Here is an 18,968-nt window from a genome sequence, read left to right on the forward strand (position 1 = left end):
AATAGGGGGAGCGGTTATGGAATTTATCGGATTGATCATTTCGATTGCGGTTACCATCTACTTGGTGGTCGACGCGCCTAAGCATGGAAAGAGTCCGGTTTTATGGGGAGTTCTCGGCTTTATATTCAGTTTGTTGACGCTTGGAATCTATTGGATCCAGACAGGAAGGAAAGTGATTGGCTGGATTCTGACTATCGTTATCATTATTGGTGTTATTTTGATTCTGTTCGCGTTCTTTGTGTTGTTTTGGTTCATAGTCGATTCTCAATAACGGAGATTTGCTAAATGAAGGAGGAGTAGAAAATGTTTAAAAAGGTAGCTTCAGATGCGCTTGGATTAAGTGATATCGGGAGTGTGATCACACCGGAAGATTATGATAAAACGGATGCTGACGACTATGTCATGCATGAAGATGGAGAAAAAATTTACTTTCTGATCAAATCGAAGTCAGATGAGTATTGTTTCACAAACAAAGCGTTGATTCACTTAGATGGTACGAGCGCCACCAGCAAGAAGAAGACATTGCATCGATATAGCTACTATGCAAAGGATGTCTCGAACGTCGCGCTTGAAACAGCCGGTACAATCGATTTAGATGTAGAAATCAAGTTCACGCTGGGCGGGACTGCATTTTCGATCGATGTACATAAAAAATTCATCGCTGAAATCAAGGATTTATACAAGACACTTCTCAAAATGGAAGAAATCACGGAGGACAACCAACAGTACCTGGATTATGCGAAGCAAAGTTTGGAACTGGCTTCTGCGACGCTTAACCAAAGCAGAAGCAGTGAGGCTCGTATATCGGAAGAATTCAACGATATCAATAACGCAGCATTTGACTGGCTGAAAAAACAAAAGCAACTTTATACAAGAAAGGACTACGGAGAAGTTTTTGAGCTGTTTATCAATCAATGAGGAAAAGGGCTGTACATAAGTCGGTTAACGACTTTTGTGCAGCCCTTTTTTTAAAAGATAAGAAAGCATAAATTTCAGAGATGTTTAGCTCCAGCGCCTACCCCCTCGAGGCATTAAGCCCACCCTCTGTGAGCAAAAAGCACCACGCCGAGACTGTTAGCTTGTCCGTGTGATTGTTTCATCTTATTCATAGCTTTTTGCGGATATAGGGGCATCTATAGGAATTAAAGAGCTATTTGCTGGGAGCGATAAGTCGCTGCCGAAGCTTTCAGGTGTCACAGGAAGAAAAACCCTCTACCAAAGGCACACAGCGGTTGCGAAAAGTTAGGGAACACGGGTATAACGCTTCAAAAAATGGAAGCCCTTTCCTGAAAAACCTTGTCAGATAATCTTACAATGGAATTGCGCGAAAATTTTGATACTGTTAACTTTATACTTAACATTTGATGTTAACAGACATCACATATAAGGGGAGGAGAACTTATGGATCCTATTTTTTTAATGAATAATGTTTGGATCATGGTTAGCGGAGTACTCGTGTTTTTAATGCTTGGAGGGTTTATCTTACTGGAAGCAGGCTCGACCCGGATGAAGAATGCCGGTCATATTGCAGGAAAGACAGTATTCACTGTCGGAATCACCTCGTTGGTATTCTGGGCTGTCGGCTGGGGCTTCATCTATGGAAGTGAGGGAACTTTAATCGGATTTGGCGATTTCTTTTTTGGTGATGCCACTACCATGGGCGAGGGATTAGCCGGTTCTACCGACTTCTTCTTCCAAATGGCATTTGCTTGTATCGCAATGACTGTTGCTTTTGGCGGGTTTGCGGAAAGAGCGAAATTATCTGCTTATGTAGTATTTGCTGTTCTGTTCTCGGCGCTTGTTTACCCGGTCGTTGCCCACTGGATTTGGGGCGGCGGCTGGCTGGCGGATCATGGGAAACAGGATTTTGCCGGATCGACAGTTGTCCATTTGACTGGCGCGATGGCTGCACTTGCTGCAACCATTATTTTGAAGCCAAGAATCGGTAAGTATAACAAAAATGGTTCTTCTAATGATATTGCCGGACATAATCAGGTTTATACCGCTTTAGGCGTATTGATTCTCTGGATCGGCTGGTTTGGATTCAACGCAGGTAGTACACTGGAAGTAGCAGATGCATTCTTCGGTTATGTAGCATTGAATACGCAATTGGCTGCAGGTGCCGGTGCTATCGGTGCAATGCTTATCGTATGGGCAGTCACAGGAAAAGCGGATGTGCCTACCACCTTGAATGGTGCACTCGCAGGCCTTGTTGCCATCACGGCATCTTGTGCATTCGTGGAACCTTGGGCAGCGGTCGTCATCGGATTTATCGGCGGATTGATTGTTTTCTTGAGCATGAAGTTTTTCGATAAAGCAAAAATCGACGACCCAATCTTCGCATTGTCTGTCCACGGTACAGTTGGTGTATGGGGAACGTTGTCCAATGGTTTATTCGCGACGCCGGAACTGGCAAGTGTCGGTCGTCCAGGGTTATTCTATGGCGGCGGCTTTGAACAGCTGGGAGTCCAAATCATGGGGGTTGTTACAAGTGGACTGTATGCCTTTGTGGTTGCCTTCATCCTGTTAAAAATCATGGATAAAGCCATGGGCGGTCTCCGCGTTTCGGAAGAAGAAGAAATTGTCGGCCTTGACTTGAGCGAGCATGGCAGCTATGGTTATCCTGAAAACTTGCCACAGACAGATAAAAATACAAAAGCAACTGGAGCGTAACGTTGTCTAAAAGGGTGGATTCGGTTGTGAAAACCTATCGGGAAATGAAGGTTAATCGTAAGTGCCTTCCGGCGGCTGCGGTAAATCATCAAAAACTGAATGCATACCATGATCAGCTGATGGCACAAACCGTACAATTTGCAATGGAAAAAGTCAGAGGAGAGCTGGGGGATCCCCCTGCTCCCTTTGCTTTCTTTTTAATGGGTAGTGCCGGCAGGTTTGAACAATCAGTATGGAGCGATCAAGACCACGGTATTATTTTTGCTGGGGATGATACATGTAAGTCTTATTTTTTAAGGGCAGGAACTGAAATAACGGACGCATTGGAATTGGTTGGTTATGAGCGATGCGATGGAGAAGTAATGGCTTCCAATCCGCTGTGGTGCAAGTCAGTGGAAGACTGGCATCAGCAAATAACAGACTGGATGACAGAAGCCAGCTGGCAGTCCTTGCGTCATTTCTCTACTTTTTTCGATTCGAGGGTATTGATAGGGGATGCTGGCTATTTGACGGAGCTGAAAAAAACCGCTTTTTCCATCCTTGAAAAGCAGCCCGCCCTTTATCAACGTCTGATTGACAACGTGGATTTTTACAAAAAAGGAATCGGTATATTTGGACAGTTGCTTCCTGAACAGCAAGGGGAGCAGTCCGGTACCATCCATTTAAAACAGAAGGCATTTTTTCCGTATGTCAACGCACTTAGGCTTCTGGCTTTAAAGAATAAGATTTTCGCTCCTTCCACCTTATCAAGATTCAGGCAGCTGCCAGAAGAATATCATTCCTTGCAGACATATGAAAAAGACTTCAAAGCACTTCTGGAATTCCGCCTGAAATTTCGCAGAGAGGCAAAGACGTACAAGGAAGTACACCTTATTCCGATTCAGGATTTAAACAAGCAGGAAAAACAGGAGTTAAAAAGCATGATGAGAAAAGGATATAAGCTTTTTTCCAAAACGAAAACCAAAATAGAAGAAGCGTGTCCAAAATGATCATGGATCAAATGATTCAATTTGTAAAACAGATGTCGGGTAAGCTTGGGGCAAGTCCTTATGCCGCGCTTCCGAATCAGACAGACCCGGGAAAAATGGCTTACATGCGAGAATTGCAGCGCGAGTTGAAAAACAAAGATGTACTTGAAGTCCCTTTGTCTGAATTAAGTGTGGTTGTCTTTGACTTGGAAACGACTGGTTTTTTTCCGTATAAAGGGGATCAAATCCTTTCCATCGGTGCTGTGAAGATGCGAGGTAGTCAGCTAATCGACAATGAAACGTTTTATGCACCTGTACATTGTGAAACGCCTCTGACTGAAGAAGTGGCGAATCTTACCGGGCTGACCGATGAGGTGCTTGCAGAAGCAGATACCATTCACGATGTTTTAAGAGGATTTTATCAGTTTATCAAAGCTGATCCGTTAGTGGCACATCATGCCAATCATGAAAAACAGTTTATGAAGCATGCAACCTGGATGTCGCTTCGTATGAACTTTCAACACCGGATAATCGATACATCGTTTTTGACGAAAACAGTGGAACCAGAGGCACATTTGGTAACATTGGATGAATGCTGTGCCCATTTCGGAATTGAAATTGAACATCGACACCATGCGCTCCATGATGCCATGGCCGCCGCCCGCCTCTGGGCAGCAGGTATAGAAGCGATTCAAAAACAAGGATTTACCAACCTAAAGGAAGTATATGCACACGTGGCATCCAAATGAGACCACCTTTTGAGAGAAAATAAAAGGAGGGGAAGGGGTTGAACCACGACATTCCTGACGATGTAGCTGCTTTCCCGATGCGTGTAGTAAAGGATCTAACAAGTCTGTCCGCCAGGCAAATTCGTTATTATGAAAAACACGGGCTGATTAAGCCTGCCAGAAATGAGGCAAATAGAAGAGTATATACCATGAAGGACATTAACAGGCTGAAAAAAGTGAAGGAACTAATCGATAAAGGGATCAATATTGCCGGAATTAAGGCAATGCTTAAATCTTGATAAGAAACGGATAGCTTATTTTAGTGCTTTTGAAAGAAGTGGAAGAATAGAGACGGAGACAGACTTTGGTTGAAAACGAAAAGGCTTATGACTGCTTGTACACAGTCATAAGCCTTTTTCTATCCTGCCTTAATGGTCGTGGGGGGGAGCAGGTTCGGTTTTGTGATTCTTTTGATTAATAATTAACAGCATCATAGGAATTGATTCTGCCATGCTCGAAATAGTAACCGGTTCCGCTGATCGGATCAGCTGTCTGTTCGATGGCCTGCCGGATCTGGGCATTGTTTCTTCCTTGTCCAGCCAGTAACCCGGCAAGACCAGCCACGTGAGGGGAGGCCATCGAAGTTCCGGACATGTAAGCATATCCATTGTTAGGAACAGTGGCGGCAATATCAACCCCTGGTGCGGTTACATCCACCCAGGTTCCGTAATTGGAGAAGGATGCCTTCTGATCGTTTCGGTCGACCGCTCCGACCGCGATGACATTATTGTAAGAAGCAGGTTCAAAAGTAGTGGAGACGCCATCGTTTCCAGCTGCTGCAACAACAACTGTTCCTTTGTTCCAAGCATAATTCACTGCATTTTCCAATGTTTGTGTATCACAGTTGCATCCCAGCGATAAGTTGATGACTTCTGCGCCATAATCGGCAGCATAGCGAATGCCATCTGCGATGTCAGCTAGCGAACCACTTCCGTTGGCATCGAGAACACGGACGGCAAGAATGGATGTATTTGGCGCCATACCAGCGATACCGGCTCCGTTGTTTGTTTCAGCAGCGGCGGTACCTGCAACATGCGTGCCGTGGCCGTTCAAGTCCATTGGCGTGTAATCGTTGTCGACGAAATCATATCCTCTAATCGTTTTGCTGTCCAAATCGGTATGGTTGTAATCGACGCCTGTATCCAAAACAGCTATTTCCTGGCCGCTGCTACCTCTCGTTACATCCCATGCTCTGTCGGTGGAGGTATTCTGTGGTCCGTATTGATAATTGCGATAATACGTATCATTCGGTGTCCAGGTCGCACTAAAGGTGTAATTTGGCTCCGCATACTCCACATTCGGGTTTTTCTCGAGTGCCTTGACGACTGCTTCGACATTGCCGACTTGCAGCACTTTGAAAGGGGAGTCCACCTTATCTTCGTCAGGAAGGACTTTTGCATCCAGACTCTTTAGTGCCTGGCTCTGCAAGGATTTTCCTGCTTTCTCCTTAAATTTGACGACCACCTCGCCTTTTTGGTAACTCCCTTTCTCGACAGATGCTACCGGAGCTGGGGCTTCTTTTGATTTTTCCAGCTGATCGGCAGCGGATGCTGCGTCAGTCAGCGATGGAAAAATGGCCAAAGAGACAACAAGTGACAAACCGGCAAACAATGAACTTTTCATACAATTCCTCCTTTAAAAGATTTATCTACCAATTCTGCGAATTAATAGGAATACCTGCTAAAATAAGGTTGGGAAAATCCTATAAATTTACTTGGATAAAGGAAGTGTTTAAACAGTATGTTTCCTGGGGCAAACATATGCCAAAAGCCCCGGTTCGTGATTTTTTCTGCAGTAAAAGAGGAAAGTTTAAGGTAGTAAAGGAGGGATAAACGGGGATATAGCTATACTGATTGAAAAACAAAGAAAAACCCTGCGTATGAGGGATACACAGGGTGAAAAGCTAGTGCTTTTTAAATTTTGAATTGTTTGACCAGGTCTTGCAGTTCTTCTGCCATTTGTGACAGGGAAGTGGCGGATCCGCTGATCTCCTCCATGGATGCCAGCTGTTCTTCTGTCGAAGCAGACACATTTTGGGCACCGTCTGAAGTGAAATCTGCAACCTTGGCTACTTCTTCAAATGTGCTGACAAATTGCTCTGTACCAGAAGCGATTTCCTGGATTTTAGAAGTTACTTGTTCGATTTGCTGGGAAACAGTGGTGACAAACCCAGTAATTTCAGTGAAGGATTCGCCAGCATGGTGAACGACGGTAATTCCTTTTTCCACTTCCTCCGTACCAGATTTCATTGATTCCACCGCATTCGATGTTTCCGTTTGAATCGTCCCGATCATTTGACGGATTTGGTCTGTCGATTGTGCCGATTGTTCAGCTAATTTCCGCACTTCATCAGCAACGACCGCAAATCCTTTGCCGTGTTCGCCGGCCCGTGCTGCTTCAATAGCAGCATTTAATGCCAGCAGATTGGTTTGTTCGGCGATATCGGTGATGACATCGACAATTTTGCTGATTTCCTTGGAATGACTGCCAAGCCCTTGAATACTGCCGGATAGTTCGTTGACTGTTTGCTTGATATATTCCATTTGCCCGACAGTAGTTTCGATTGCTTTGTTTCCTTCTTTAACAGCAGAAGAAGCACTGGCTGTCGTAGACGAGACTTCATTTGAGCTCTCTGCAATTTGCTGGATCGATTTGGACATTTCCTCTGCCATTTGCGTACTTTCGACAATCCGTGAAGATTGGCTGTCCATTCCGGAAGCCACTTCCTGGATGGAGGAAGAAATCTGCTCGGTGGCGGACGTGTTTTGTTCCGTGCTGGCGTTCAACTGCTCAGAAGAAGCTGCCAGGCCGCTAGCTTTTTCACGGACTTGTAAGATGACATTGCTAAGGTTGTCACGCATTTTGTTGAACGCTTCGCCAAGTTTACCTAGTTCATCATTGCGCTGGACATCGACATTGACACTGAGGTCTCCGTCACTGATACGATCCGCTGCGTTGACAAGATCGCTGATCGGTTTATTAATGGAGCGAATAATAAAGAAAATGACTGCTCCTCCGAGTAAGATTGCGATGGCGATGACGATGATGGTAGTAATCAGGATTGGCATTACTGCAGATGTGACTTCGCTCTGGTACATGGTGCCGACCACTTTCCAGCCTGTCACGTCACTTGTCGCAAAGGCAAGCTTCTTCTGTTCCCCTTCGAAACTATAATCAAAACTCCCTGATTCATTAGCCTGGATATCTTGGAAAAAATCTTCCGTTGCTTCAGAACCCGCTTCATTGGTCGGATGGCTAATATAATGGTTGGTGCCATCCAGTAAAAATAAGTAGCCTTCTTTTCCAATCGAGACCTGGTTTGTCATATCGGTAAGACTGCCCAGTTCCAGATTGACTGCTACGACACCCTGGTTATCGGCAGTTGCCTTTGCCAATGTCACCACTACCTGCTCGGAAGACTTTGAAACGTATGGATCGGTCACGATGACATTGCCCTTGTCCTCCATTGCCTGCTGGTACCACGGTCGTTCGCGCGGATCGTAGTCAGGCGGATTTTTGAAGGATGTCGGTGAATTCATGAATTGTCCTGTCTCGGTACCAATAAAAGTCTGCTCCACGTCTGCCTTGGAATCCTGGATGGTATCCAGTAATTCGCGAGTTCGGGCATCACTGTCGTTTTCAATGTCGGCAGCTTGAATCGCGTTGGATAAGTAATCGATGTTTTCCTGCTGGGCGGATACGAATTGGTCTACCGTCTGACTGACAAGATCGACATTCTTTTCTGCGTTTTGTACCATTTGGCTTTCCACTTTGTTTGCGGCGCTCATGTAAGAGCTGATTGCGATGATGATACTCGGAATTAAAAGCACTCCTAGAAAAGCAATGATCAATCTATTTTTTAAACTAACGGACCGATTGCTAATGTTTTTCTTTTTCATTTGTTTTCCCCCTGTTCATGTTGCAAAATTAAACATTTTGTTTTTGTTTTTTGCCCGCTCTGATTATATCGTCTTAATTTACAACATCTTAATAGGGGGAGACCATTTTCTTCAAACAATTTTTCATTTGTTTTACAGGCTGTTCAACTGCTGATACAGCAAAGAGGATGCGTCAAGAGAGAGGTCGCGATGGTAGGCAGCAAGACTTGCTTCTAAACGGGGTGCTTGCATGTCATCGGCGAAAAAGCGGATGATCCGCTGTTCCAGATTTTGCATCCCGACGCTGTCTATGGCGATGCCAAGTTGTTTGATCAGTTTTAGGTTGATCTCTTCTTGTCCTGGTAAAGCATGATAGATAAAGACCGGTTTTTGCTTTCTAATACACTCGCTGATCGTAACGCCGCCCGGCTTGCTGACGACGGCATCGACTTGGTCGTATATTTCATTCATTTGTTCTCGGGACTCGATATATTTTAGCGGTCTAATAGATACGGAATGCTCATTTTGTAAGCTCGTGTACAATTTTTGATTTTTTCCGCAAAGGACATAACAGGTACAATTATGTACTTTCATATCCCCAATCAGCCGTTTTAAGCCGCCGACCCCCAAACTTCCTCCACTAATCAACAGAGTCGGTTTGCCCTGGTCGGGCAATCGGAACGGGGAAGGCTTGATCGCCTTGTGGATGGGAATTCCTGTTAGGAAGATGGTATCGGGATGCGCTCCTTTTTTAACCAAGTCATCCTTGAAAATACGAGAGGAAACAAAATGCATATCTGCATCTTTCTTTGCCCACATATGGTGAGCGAAAAAATCGGTATAAACATTGATGAGTGGAACATCCAGGTGTTCCTTCTGTTTCAAGCGTCCGATAATGTAAGAGGGGAGGGAATGTGTACAAATGACAGCATCTGGTTGTTCCTCTTCCAAAAGCGTTTTGAATGCTTTGGTGAACAGGAAGTCATATAAAGGAAAATTTTTTTGGGCAATTGGCTCGTCATATACCGATTTCTGGTACAGCCAACTGTAGGTTTGCGGCAAATATTGAATCCATTTTAGATAGGTTCCAGAAATGAGGTTTTCCAGTTTACCGAAAGTATAGGCAAGAGGATCTATTTTCTTGCAAATAAATCGGTTATCGAGATCCAGCATATGGTCGATGATTGTATCGGCTACTTGGTGATGTCCTGATGAAAGCTGTAAAAATGGCAAAAAGAGAAGCTTTTTCACATCGGATTCCCTCCATTTTTTATCCTATGGATTAGTATGGGCGAAAATAGTAATTTTTCTTCGTCTCGTGATGAGTATCTCTCTGGCAGCGAAACCAGTAATTACTAGTCCAGCGTCCTACCGAATTCCTGTATAATGGAGGGCGGAGGTGCTGACGATGTTACTATTATTGATAGCCGTGGTGACTCTTTTGACCGCGATTGGAATGAAAGCTTACCAGAACACGAAGCATGTTGTAATCAATACGTTGGATCTCGGATCAGCCCATAATACTAAACAGGAATCCCCGCTGCAGATTTTGCATCTGTCAGATTTGCACTTGGAAAATATATCGATTTCTCCCCAGCAGCTCTACGAAAAATTAAAAGATGAACCGATTGATTTGATTGCTCTCACAGGAGATTTTCTCGACAGAAAACGTACAATTCCCAAATTGGAACCATATTTGCAAAAGTTGAATCATCTGAAGCCTACTTACGGAATGTATGCTGTCTTTGGAAACCACGATTATGTACTGAATAAGGAAAGTTTTCAGGATTTACGAGAGGTTCTGGAAGCGAATGACTGTACAGTGCTTCAGAATGAAAACAGAACCATATTTTTAGATGAGCATCCACTTCATATAATAGGAATTGATGACTATGGTACAGGTCATAGCGAACTTTCGCCGTCCTTTAAAGGGATAGGAGACGGGTATCGACTTGTTTTGACCCATGATCCGAACGTCGTGTTGGAAATGGAGGATTATGCTTATGATTATCTGTTATCCGGTCATTTTCATGGCGGCCAAATTCTTTATCCAAAAGCTTACCATTTGGTGAAAATGGGAAAACTGGTCAGGATGAATATGATTAAGGGTTTACACCAGCACCACGGTAGGAAGTTTTACATTAGTGAAGGTCTTGGCCAGACAGGCTTGAATATTCGGATCGGAAGCCGGCCGGAAATTACCATTCACCGGGTACAATCAGGGTTGAAAGCTATCCAGGAGAAAGCGGTAGGCTAAAAGCCAACTAGCTGTTAACCAGCATGGTTGGCTTTTTGTCTTTTATAGGGATTATTTTTTGTAGGCACTCAGCAATTTTTGTTTGGACATAAATAAATACATTGGTTCCTGTTTGAGTTTATGAAGGCTGGAAGTGTTCGTCGCAAGTTTATTGATGGTCGAGAAAATAACTTGCTTGAACCATTTGTAAGCTGGATTGGAGATAGCATAGGTTTCAAAGCCGAGTCTTCGGCAGATTTTGTGATTCAGTACGGTAATCCCGATGATGCCTTTTATTTGCTCATGCTTAACATGGTCTCTTACATAGGCTGCCAATCCGGGAAGCGAGGCTTGTACCGTTTGATAAATGTGTCGTCCTTTTCGGATTTCGCTCGAAATATCATATGTTTCATTGATTAACCGGATGTTGTGAAGATGGATTTTGATCAATGTATCATTTTTGGTGATGGAAGTGCCGTCTGCCAGTGTAATATCTTTCCCCTGGTAAGAAGTGAGCCGCACCCTGAAAATATTTTGGAAGTCGTTGGTACTTTCTTTAATATAGGTGAGCCGGGTGCATTGAAAGTAAATGGGATCTGAATAAGTCCAGAACTGAATAAGGTTCCTTCTCACTTTTTTTCATTCCTTTCGTTAGGATAGCCATATTTATTTTGGAGAAAAAAACAGATATTATTTACTTTCCGTGGCGTTAGCATAAATTCCCTTTTGTAAATGGCTCTGAAGTGGAATATGCCTAGTTTCATCTACTGAATGAATCGTAATCGATTGTCTTGCGTCGGCTTTTAACGAATATTGGACCTTGCGAGAAGAAAAAAATTAGTAATAGGTTGTTAAATTGACATGCCTGTCTTCTTTATTTAGTAACAAGCGGTTGGATAACCACTCAAATTGTCGAAGGTTCGGCGCCGCTTCGACAGTCTGCTGTATGATGCCGACCTCTTGTTCCCAATCATTTATGAAGGAGCTGGTATAGATGGTACGAGTAGCGATTGATATTGGCCATGGATCAAACACATGGGAAAATGGCGGAGGAAAAGGGGTTATTCGCAACGGGGTCGTCTATGAAGAGCATGACTTCAATTCTCTGGTTGCACAGGAACTGGACCGACTGCTCCGCAGTAACGGGATCGACACATTGCTTTATCAGCAGCCGTTTTCACCTGAGGTCGGCTTGACCCAACGGACAAATTACTATAATGCCCAGAATGTCGATTTGGTCTGGTCGATTCATGCGAATGCAAGTTCTTCAACCAGCGCGGAAGGGCGTTGTGCCTTTTACTGGTACACAGCGAGCGAAGCACGCCGGCTGGCAGAATTATATGTCGAAGAAGTGCGAAATGCCGGTTACAGCACGCATGGAACCGGTCTTCATGCCAGTCAGCCGGGCAGTTGGACGAATCTGCATATTTGTCGGGAAACCAACATGACTGCCGTTCTGACAGAAAACGGATTTATGACGAATAATACTGATTTTCAGCGGATTTTCGGTTCTGGACAATCGACCTATGTGGCCAACATCGCCCGGATTCATGCTAAGGCTATTTGTCGATTCTTCGGCATCAGCTTTGAAGATGACGGGGGCGGCAATACCGGACAACAATATATTGAGATTCTTGCTGATTCTTTATGGACATATAATACAGCGAATTGGAATGACAGGGCGGTCATTGTCAGCCGCGGTGAAGTGTTTACCGTCATTCGCGATCGTTTCTATGTGGATGGCGGCTATATGTATCAAATCAAAAGCGGGTTGTATATCACTGCCAATCCGACATATGTGCGAGTATATACGCGGTAATACGTTATTTCGGGCTGCCGAGAGAAATCTTGGCAGCCTTTCTTTTTTCTTCTTTGCCAGTTATTACATATTCAAGCCCAGTCTGGAGATGCTATTGTTTGATAACAACAGAACCCGGGAATCAGAATAAAAAACTACATAGATTCCAATAATTAACTGGGAACTGCCCTTAAAAGGAGATGTTACCATGGCCAGAGACACTCGCATACCTCGGGAAAAAGGGTTGGATAACAGCCTGTCGCTCATGCAAGAGGGATACCTTTATATACCGAACAGATGTCGTCGGTTTCAATCAAACATTTTTGAAACACGACTGCTGGGACAAAAAGCGATTTGCATGGGCGGCGAAGAGGCTGCAGAGATTTTTTATGATAACGACCGTTTTCAACGGAAGGGAGCTGCACCAAAACGAGTACAAAAGACGTTATTTGGTGTGAATGGTGTCCAAACAATGGATGGAGCTGCCCATCATCATCGAAAACAATTGTTTATGTCGCTGATGACAGAAAAAAGATTGAAGGTATTGAACGATATTACTGCAGAACAATGGCAGGCGAGCATCAGTGAATGGGAAAAGCAGGACAAAGTAGTTCTTTTAGAGGAAGCCAGACAAATCATGTACCGGATTGGTTGTAAATGGGCTGGTGTGCCGGTGAAAGAGAAGCAAGTGGAGCAGCATGCTGGCGACCTTGGCGCGATGATCGATGCATTTGGAGCCGTCGGTCCCCGTTATCAAAAGGGACGCAGGGCACGGACGCGCATGGAACAATGGGCTCGTCAGATCGTAACGGATGTACGTAACGGGAAATTAGAGCCGCCTGAGGAATCGGCTGCTTATGCGATGGCTTTTCACCTAGATTTAAACAATAGAAGGTTAAGTACGCAAATGGCAGCGGTGGAATTACTGAACATCATCCGTCCGATTGTTGCTATTTCCCGGTTCATTACTTTTGGTGCCATGGCAATGCATGACCATCCGGAAGTTCGGGAAAAGGTGAAAAAAGATAGAGAAAGTTACCGGAAATGGTTTGTACAGGAAATTCGGCGTTTTTATCCATTCGGTCCATTTACAGGAGCAAGAGTACGTCGGAATTTTACTTGGAAAGGACATGCATTCAAAAAAGGCACACTTGTCCTGCTTGATCTTTATGGCACAAATCACCATCCGGAGATTTGGGAAGAGCCGGAACAATTCCGGCCAGAACGTTTTCGCCACTGGAAAGGGAGCCCCTTCGATTTTATCCCGCAAGGCGGTGGGGAATACGATATGGGACATCGCTGTGCCGGCGAATGGGTCACTATTGAAGTCATGAAAACCAGCCTGGCTTTTCTGACGATGATTGATTATGAAGTTCCCCCACAGGATAAGAGCATTGATATGGCCAGGATGCCGACCTTGCCAAAAAGCAGGTTCGTCATCACAAATGTAACCAGTAGAAGATAAAAGAGCCTGGGACAAAAGCATCATGACCAAAATAAAAACCGAACGATTCGTTCGGTTTTTTTGATGAGCAAAAAGCAAAACGTTTTACCCTATGAAAAGTGCAAATTTCCACTCCGGAAAGGTACTTCGCTTTCCACGGGCGGCTGGTGAACTTCCTCGAGCTTGTACTCTATGGGAGCTTTGTAAGAAGTAATACTCGTCACCTTTCAGATGTTTGAAAATTCAAATAAATATTGAATTGTTGTCGAATCGGTGTATAGTAGATGCAAGGGGGAGTTAATATGAAGTGGGAAGTACCGCCACATAGCAGCGAAGGTTTCAAATTAATTGGAACCGAAAAGATAAATGGAGAGATTCTGTTATATGTTATTGGTTCCAAAGTGAACAGAGAGAAGGTATGGTTAAGCCATATCCACAAGGAGAATGAAGCTTTACAATATTATGTTTCTTCTTATTTGCCTAAAATCCTTTCAGGTGTATATGATATTGGTTTGACGAGTCCTAAACCTTATTACGTGTCCAGATGAAAGCTGTTGGTTCGATTGATAGCGGAAACAGACAACTCTTCTAGTAGTTATAGACAGAAAAAAGGGATCAGTGACTTTTTAACTGATCCTTTTAGTAGTAGGGCAGAATTACATTCTTGTATCGGCACATCCCCTCGAGCAGGGGAGCCTGGGAAAGTCAGCAAGACGACGGCCAAGTTTTCTTTTTTCTTTATTTAAATAGTTTTTTAATTCCTTTACCGGCTGATTTACCTGCAGCACGTCTGCCGATTCTTTTACCGACACGCCCTTTTCTGACAGCGTCGATATCATTCCATATCCGAAGTATTTTGTAGATATTTGATTTTAGGCCCATCTTTCACCTCTCCTGTTTCCTACTAGATCAATGGTCGTTTCACTATTCCTCTCCATCTCTTACTCCAATAAAATACAGAGCCAAGGGACTTGATAGGAAATTTGATTCCAATCTGGGTGGCAACTAGAGCTAAATCTGCCGCATCCGATGATGATTGGTTCAATGCCTAACAAACTCATTGATTTTAAAAAATTATCGGCAACATAGGTGTCGAGGTTGATGTCGACAGAAAAATCCAGTATCAACCACTCGATATCCTGTTCCGTGACCGTGGCGGGAATATGATGCAGAAAGCTCAACACATCCTTCCAATCTCATTTCTCTTTTTACCATGACACAATTTACTATATTTGTCATGATGCTTAACAATTTCTGTTTTGTAAAGAATTACACGAATTTATTCCGTTCCTTTTGGGTCTTTTAAAACATCAAACAAATTCAACGCTTCATCCAGTGTCTGGGATATTTTTAAAATTTCCGGGCTTTGTGGATCACACGTGAACACTTGATACATTTTCCAACGAAGAGTTTCGATTTTCATTTCTACTAGCTCTATCTCTTTCATGTGCATCCCCCCTTTTCTATCTATCTTTCAGAACGTGTGTTCTGGACAGATTAACGTCATTATAAGGGATTTTTTAGAAAAAGGATAGGGAAACGTTAAAAAATACAGATTTTGATGGTTATGGTATAGTGAAAGTATCTTTTTATGGAGGTGGACTAGTAATGGTTAAACAACAAATCCTCGGATATATTGGTACATACACGAACGGGGAAAGCTTAGGCATTTATTCGTTTGCGCTGGATCAGTCGAATGGGGAGGTTTCCGTCGTAGCGGATGCTGCTCATGTAGAAAAACCAACTTATTTAACGATAAGCAAGAATAATAAGTACCTATATTCTGTCATGCAGGAACAAGATGGCGGGGGTGCGGCAGCTTACTCTATTAATGAAAATGGTACCCTTACTTTGGTTAATAAACAGGTGTTGGAAGGTGCTGCTCCTTGCCATATCAGCATTGACAGTTCAAACAAACAATTGGTTACAGCCAATTATCATAAAGGTACGGTCGATGCCTACCCAGTCGATGCTGACACAGGAGCAATTGCCCCTGCTTCATCCATAGTCGAACATGACGGGTCCGGACCTCATGAAAGACAGGAAAAACCGCATGTTCATTTTTCGGGTTACACGCCAGATGAAAACTATGTCGTCGTAGTTGATTTAGGGTCCGATACGATAAAAACATACGAAATCAATGATAGGAAACTGGAGGAAGTAAGCAGCCTTTCCACTAAACCAGGGAGCGGACCACGCCATATTGTGTTCCATCCCAATGGGAAGTTTGCCTATGTAATGACGGAGCTGAGCAATGAGGTCCTTGTTCTTGCTTACGATCAGATGAACGGAAGTTTCTCCCAAGTCCAGTCGATTTCGACCATTCCAGAAAGCTTTACGGAAAACAGCCAAGGCAGTGCCATTCATATTTCATCAGATGGACGCTTTGTGTATGCCGGAAATCGCGGCCATGACAGTATTGCCTTGTTTGCAGTGGAAGAGGACGGTGAAAAGCTGACGTTTGTGGAACACTATTCGACAGAAGGGGATTGGCCGCGCGATTTCTGCTTGGATCCTTCTGAAAAATACTTACTGGCATCTAACCAAAATTCCAGTAATTTGACCTTATTTACTCGTGATACGGAAACCGGAAAACTGGAACTAAAGCAAAAAGATGTGACAGTGCCGAATCCGGTTTGTGTGAAATTTATCCATCAGTAAAAAAAGGAAGGAGGCATTCGCTCGTCTAAAGTGGATGCCTCCTTTTAGTCTTTATGGACTTTTTTCGTTTTTCTCTCGTCTTTTTCTTCTGTTTTCTTTGCTTTCTTCTTACCAAAAAGAAGCGCCCTGACCTGGTCGCGCTGCTTTTTGTGGGTAAGAACATACAACGTATCCCCGGTTTGAAGGATTGAGCTCCCTGTAGGAGTAATCACTTTTCCTTCCCGGATGATAGCGGTGATCAGTGTTTCTTCTGGAAGAGTTAAGTCCTCAAGCGTCACTCCTGTCGCTGGTGTATTCTCGCTAATGGTTGCCTCCATGATTTCCGCTCCGGATCTCCCAAGTGTAATCAATTCCATCGTAGGAAAAGGACTTGCCTGCCTCGTTTCTGTCAATTTCAACTTGCTGCCAAGCCAGGATAACGTGCTTCCTTGAATCAGGGCGGAAGTAAGCACCACGAAAAATACGACGTTAAAAATCAACTGACTGTTTTCCACCCCGGCGAGCGTTGGATAAGTGGCGAGGATGACTGGTACTGCCCCTTTCAAACCTGCCCAGGAGATGAATGTCTTTTCCTTGCCGGAGTATTTCATAAAGAGCATGCTGAGAAATACACCGACAGGCCGTGCGATAAACATTAAAACCACTGATAAGAAAAGACCTTGCCAAAAGATTTCAAGTAGTTGTTCAGGGAAAACTAGTAACCCCAAGAGAATGAACATGATAATTTGCATCATCCAGGCAAAGCCTTCGTTGAATCGTAAAATTGAAAATCGGTACATCAAATCATTGTTGCCGATATAAACCGCCATAACGTAAACGGCAAGCAGACCGCTGCCGCCGACAGCGGAAGTGAAAGCATAGGTGAAAATAGCACATGCAAGCGCAAGAACAGGATACAAACCGGAAGCATCGAGCGTGATTTTATTGATAACAGTGGTCGTTGCTTTACCAAGCAGGATACCGATCACCAATCCGATTCCCATTTGCCAGAAAAAGCTTCCGACTGCAGTCCATATAGAACTGTCCGGCAGCTGAATGACTTCGATGAACGTTACGGTCAAAAAAACGGCCATCGGATCGTTGGTACCGGACTCGGCTTCCAATGTAGAGGTGATTCGCCGCTTGATATTTTTGTTGCCGAGAACAGAAAATACTGCCGCAGCATCCGTCGAGCCGACGATGGCACCGAAGAGCATTCCTTCAAGCAGGGACAGGTCCAGGATATACATGGCTGCAATACCCGTTACGACCGTGGTAATCAACACGCCGATTGTAGCAAGAATTCCTGCGGCTCCCAGGACTGGGCGGATATTTCCCCACTTGGTTTGCGTACCACCTTCAAACAAAATGATGATTAAGGCGACAATACCGATCAATTGGCTGAGTTTCGCATTTTCAAAGAATATGTAATTGTTTAGAAACATACCGACCAGTAGAAAGAGTACAAGCGAGGGAAGCCCTAATCGTGTGGAGAATTTTGTAGCCAGCACCCCGATGATCAACATGGTAGAAAATAAAAATATCAATGCTTGAACCGATAACTCCAACTTTTGTTCAATCCTCTCACAAATAAATAATTTTCTTTCTATTATCAATAGTAATCGTATTTTTAGTAAATAACAAAATTCTCGCATTGTTGGAAAGAAAAAACATGAATGGACAAAAACAGACTGCCGAAATACGGCAGTCTGGCGAGCCTGTAACGAGCTCTATTTTTAAGGGGGGAGGAAGTTTCCATCTACTTCTACCTCACCAATAGGAAGTAGAGAATAACCATTTAGATGAGATGTATAGATACAATATCCTCAATGGCGAAAGATTAAACCTATTTTTTCAAAATAAAATGGATGGCTTATACTCATTCGGCATAGCGATAATCCTTTTGTTCAAAATATAACTTTCAACAAGGCTGTATTCTATGAGTTTTTACTGCTGCACAAAAGATATAAACCGCGAATTAACTCTGTTGCTGCTTCCTCCTATTCTTTACAGATGAGTGCTAATCCAGCGCTGCGGAAAGCGCAGGGTGTTTCCGCAGCGCTGTTCTCCTATCCAATAAAGGTTGGATGTCAGGAAGACGCATTCAAACTACTGCGCAGTTTCTATCCAATACACCAATTAATTCGGAACAAGAGCCTTTAACAAACGGGTGTTATTTATCATTGCTAATCAATAATAAATGAACAAAATATTCTTGTATTGCTACAATTACCGAAATCAGAATTGCTCCGGTCAGGGTGATGTGGATATCCGAAAAAACAGCAGCAATAAGCAGCAGTAATCCTATAGTGGCTGCGAAATCGAGTAAGATACTCAGCCAAAATGTCTTTCTCCGCAAAAGTAAAGCTTCCATCACGACTCCAACCACCGCAAGCAAAACGATCGCTGCAATGGTCTGCCACACCGATTCAAATTGGACTCCTTCATAAATAGAAGTGAAGAGCAAAATAATAATTGGCAGCATCACGATTTTAATCAGTAAACTAATCATCCCAGCAACCTCCTCTTTCCCAAGTATTACC

The 18,968-nt window shown here is 43.7% G+C and carries 20 protein-coding genes; 11 read left to right on the plus strand and 9 right to left on the minus strand.

From position 1 onward, the window contains the following. Positions 1-16 precede the first annotated feature (16 nt). The 6 genes from ERJ70_RS06035 (at position 17) to ERJ70_RS06060 (ending at position 4,668) form a co-directional block, all read left to right on the plus strand. Entirely contained in the window at positions 17-271 is a 255-nt protein-coding gene (locus tag ERJ70_RS06035; RefSeq protein WP_209367898.1) for a hypothetical protein, read from the plus strand. A 32-nt stretch (positions 272-303) separates the two neighbouring features. Continuing rightward, positions 304-918 carry a PH domain-containing protein gene (locus ERJ70_RS06040; RefSeq protein ID WP_209367899.1) on the plus strand — a complete coding sequence of 205 codons (615 nt, stop codon included), beginning with the start codon at positions 304-306 and terminating at the stop codon, positions 916-918. 483 nt (positions 919-1,401) lie between these two features. After that, positions 1,402-2,673 (plus strand): ammonium transporter, encoded by a 1,272-nt coding sequence (locus ERJ70_RS06045; RefSeq protein WP_209367900.1) that lies wholly within the window; start codon positions 1,402-1,404, stop codon positions 2,671-2,673. A 26-nt stretch (positions 2,674-2,699) separates the two neighbouring features. Further along, positions 2,700-3,662 (plus strand): DUF294 nucleotidyltransferase-like domain-containing protein, encoded by a 963-nt coding sequence (locus ERJ70_RS06050; RefSeq protein ID WP_245208132.1) that lies wholly within the window; start codon positions 2,700-2,702, stop codon positions 3,660-3,662. Next, on the plus strand, positions 3,659-4,390 hold the full coding sequence (locus ERJ70_RS06055; RefSeq protein ID WP_209367901.1) for an exonuclease domain-containing protein: 732 nt from the start codon (positions 3,659-3,661) through the stop codon (positions 4,388-4,390). Before ERJ70_RS06050 ends, ERJ70_RS06055 begins: the two co-directional genes overlap by 4 nt. Before the next feature lie 38 nt (positions 4,391-4,428). Continuing rightward, complete coding sequence (locus ERJ70_RS06060) at positions 4,429-4,668, plus strand: MerR family transcriptional regulator (protein WP_245208133.1); 240 nt, start codon at positions 4,429-4,431, stop codon at positions 4,666-4,668. A gap of 175 nt (positions 4,669-4,843) precedes the next feature. Here the strand turns inward: ERJ70_RS06060 and ERJ70_RS06065 are convergent, their stop codons facing one another. The 3 genes from ERJ70_RS06065 to ERJ70_RS06075 form a co-directional block, all read right to left on the minus strand. Next, positions 4,844-6,052, minus strand: a complete 1,209-nt coding sequence (locus tag ERJ70_RS06065) for a S8 family peptidase (protein ID WP_209367902.1) — start codon at positions 6,050-6,052, stop codon at positions 4,844-4,846. Positions 6,053-6,342: 290 nt separating this feature from the next. Further along, on the minus strand, positions 6,343-8,328 hold the full coding sequence (locus ERJ70_RS06070; RefSeq protein ID WP_209367903.1) for a methyl-accepting chemotaxis protein: 1,986 nt from the start codon (positions 8,326-8,328) through the stop codon (positions 6,343-6,345). A gap of 132 nt (positions 8,329-8,460) precedes the next feature. Then, positions 8,461-9,558 carry an MGDG synthase family glycosyltransferase gene (locus ERJ70_RS06075; RefSeq protein WP_209367905.1) on the minus strand — a complete coding sequence of 366 codons (1,098 nt, stop codon included), beginning with the start codon at positions 9,556-9,558 and terminating at the stop codon, positions 8,461-8,463. A gap of 151 nt (positions 9,559-9,709) precedes the next feature. Between ERJ70_RS06075 and ERJ70_RS06080 the strand changes: the two genes are divergently transcribed. After that, positions 9,710-10,564 (plus strand): metallophosphoesterase, encoded by an 855-nt coding sequence (locus tag ERJ70_RS06080; protein WP_245208188.1) that lies wholly within the window; start codon positions 9,710-9,712, stop codon positions 10,562-10,564. A 51-nt stretch (positions 10,565-10,615) separates the two neighbouring features. On the opposite strand, the gene ERJ70_RS06085 is transcribed toward ERJ70_RS06080, so the two are convergent. Next, positions 10,616-11,176 carry a YkoP family protein gene (locus ERJ70_RS06085; RefSeq protein WP_209367908.1) on the minus strand — a complete coding sequence of 187 codons (561 nt, stop codon included), beginning with the start codon at positions 11,174-11,176 and terminating at the stop codon, positions 10,616-10,618. Positions 11,177-11,537: 361 nt separating this feature from the next. On the opposite strand from ERJ70_RS06085, the gene ERJ70_RS06090 reads away from it, so the two are divergent. From ERJ70_RS06090 to ERJ70_RS06100, 3 genes are all read left to right on the plus strand, one after another. After that, a complete protein-coding gene (locus ERJ70_RS06090) occupies positions 11,538-12,362 on the plus strand; it encodes an N-acetylmuramoyl-L-alanine amidase (RefSeq protein WP_209367910.1) in 825 nt (274 codons plus the stop codon). Between the two features lie 187 nt (positions 12,363-12,549). After that, positions 12,550-13,806 (plus strand): CYP152 family fatty-acid peroxygenase CypC, encoded by a 1,257-nt coding sequence (gene cypC, locus ERJ70_RS06095; RefSeq protein WP_209367912.1) that lies wholly within the window; start codon positions 12,550-12,552, stop codon positions 13,804-13,806. A gap of 281 nt (positions 13,807-14,087) precedes the next feature. Beyond that, the gene (locus ERJ70_RS06100) at positions 14,088-14,333 is read left to right on the plus strand and encodes a hypothetical protein (protein ID WP_209367914.1); all 246 of its coding nucleotides are present in this window, start codon (positions 14,088-14,090) and stop codon (positions 14,331-14,333) included. Between the two features lie 190 nt (positions 14,334-14,523). Here ERJ70_RS06100 and ERJ70_RS06105 read toward each other — a convergent pair whose 3' ends face one another. The 3 genes from ERJ70_RS06105 to ERJ70_RS06115 all read right to left on the minus strand — a co-directional run bounded on the left by ERJ70_RS06105 (position 14,524) and on the right by ERJ70_RS06115 (position 15,232). Next, the gene (locus tag ERJ70_RS06105; protein WP_209367916.1) at positions 14,524-14,667 is read right to left on the minus strand and encodes a hypothetical protein; all 144 of its coding nucleotides are present in this window, start codon (positions 14,665-14,667) and stop codon (positions 14,524-14,526) included. Between the two features lie 59 nt (positions 14,668-14,726). Next, entirely contained in the window at positions 14,727-14,966 is a 240-nt protein-coding gene (locus ERJ70_RS06110) for an STAS domain-containing protein (RefSeq protein WP_209367918.1), read from the minus strand. Between the two features lie 98 nt (positions 14,967-15,064). Beyond that, positions 15,065-15,232: an aspartyl-phosphate phosphatase Spo0E family protein gene (locus ERJ70_RS06115; protein WP_209367919.1), complete on the minus strand. Its 168-nt coding sequence runs from the start codon at positions 15,230-15,232 to the stop codon at positions 15,065-15,067. 161 nt (positions 15,233-15,393) lie between these two features. Here ERJ70_RS06115 and ERJ70_RS06120 point away from each other — a divergent pair, with 161 nt between their 5' ends. Next, positions 15,394-16,446: a lactonase family protein gene (locus ERJ70_RS06120; RefSeq protein ID WP_209367921.1), complete on the plus strand. Its 1,053-nt coding sequence runs from the start codon at positions 15,394-15,396 to the stop codon at positions 16,444-16,446. 44 nt (positions 16,447-16,490) lie between these two features. Here the strand turns inward: ERJ70_RS06120 and ERJ70_RS06125 are convergent, their stop codons facing one another. Both ERJ70_RS06125 and ERJ70_RS06130 read right to left on the minus strand, forming a co-directional pair. After that, positions 16,491-17,993 (minus strand): potassium/proton antiporter, encoded by a 1,503-nt coding sequence (locus ERJ70_RS06125; RefSeq protein ID WP_209367923.1) that lies wholly within the window; start codon positions 17,991-17,993, stop codon positions 16,491-16,493. A gap of 605 nt (positions 17,994-18,598) precedes the next feature. After that, entirely contained in the window at positions 18,599-18,937 is a 339-nt protein-coding gene (locus ERJ70_RS06130; protein ID WP_209367925.1) for a hypothetical protein, read from the minus strand. Positions 18,938-18,968 lie beyond the last annotated feature (31 nt).

The organism is Sediminibacillus dalangtanensis (assembly GCF_017792025.1).
GTDB lineage: Bacteria > Bacillota > Bacilli > Bacillales > Amphibacillaceae > Sediminibacillus > Sediminibacillus dalangtanensis.

Excerpts from the sequence above, each read along its gene's own strand:
- ERJ70_RS06035 (WP_209367898.1), top strand. The coding sequence starts at position 17 with ATGGAATTTATCGGATTGATCATTTCGATTGCGGTTACCATCTACTTG.
- ERJ70_RS06115 (WP_209367919.1), bottom strand. The coding sequence starts at position 15,232 with ATGAAAGAGATAGAGCTAGTAGAAATGAAAATCGAAACTCTTCGTTGG.
- ERJ70_RS06055 (WP_209367901.1), top strand. The coding sequence starts at position 3,659 with ATGATCATGGATCAAATGATTCAATTTGTAAAACAGATGTCGGGTAAG.
- ERJ70_RS06105 (WP_209367916.1), bottom strand. The coding sequence starts at position 14,667 with ATGGGCCTAAAATCAAATATCTACAAAATACTTCGGATATGGAATGAT.
- ERJ70_RS06065 (WP_209367902.1), bottom strand. The coding sequence starts at position 6,052 with ATGAAAAGTTCATTGTTTGCCGGTTTGTCACTTGTTGTCTCTTTGGCC.
- ERJ70_RS06100 (WP_209367914.1), top strand. The coding sequence starts at position 14,088 with ATGAAGTGGGAAGTACCGCCACATAGCAGCGAAGGTTTCAAATTAATT.
- ERJ70_RS06045 (WP_209367900.1), top strand. The coding sequence starts at position 1,402 with ATGGATCCTATTTTTTTAATGAATAATGTTTGGATCATGGTTAGCGGA.
- ERJ70_RS06090 (WP_209367910.1), top strand. The coding sequence starts at position 11,538 with ATGGTACGAGTAGCGATTGATATTGGCCATGGATCAAACACATGGGAA.
- ERJ70_RS06130 (WP_209367925.1), bottom strand. The coding sequence starts at position 18,937 with ATGATTAGTTTACTGATTAAAATCGTGATGCTGCCAATTATTATTTTG.
- ERJ70_RS06040 (WP_209367899.1), top strand. The coding sequence starts at position 304 with ATGTTTAAAAAGGTAGCTTCAGATGCGCTTGGATTAAGTGATATCGGG.
- ERJ70_RS06070 (WP_209367903.1), bottom strand. The coding sequence starts at position 8,328 with ATGAAAAAGAAAAACATTAGCAATCGGTCCGTTAGTTTAAAAAATAGA.
- cypC (WP_209367912.1), top strand. The coding sequence starts at position 12,550 with ATGGCCAGAGACACTCGCATACCTCGGGAAAAAGGGTTGGATAACAGC.
- ERJ70_RS06120 (WP_209367921.1), top strand. The coding sequence starts at position 15,394 with ATGGTTAAACAACAAATCCTCGGATATATTGGTACATACACGAACGGG.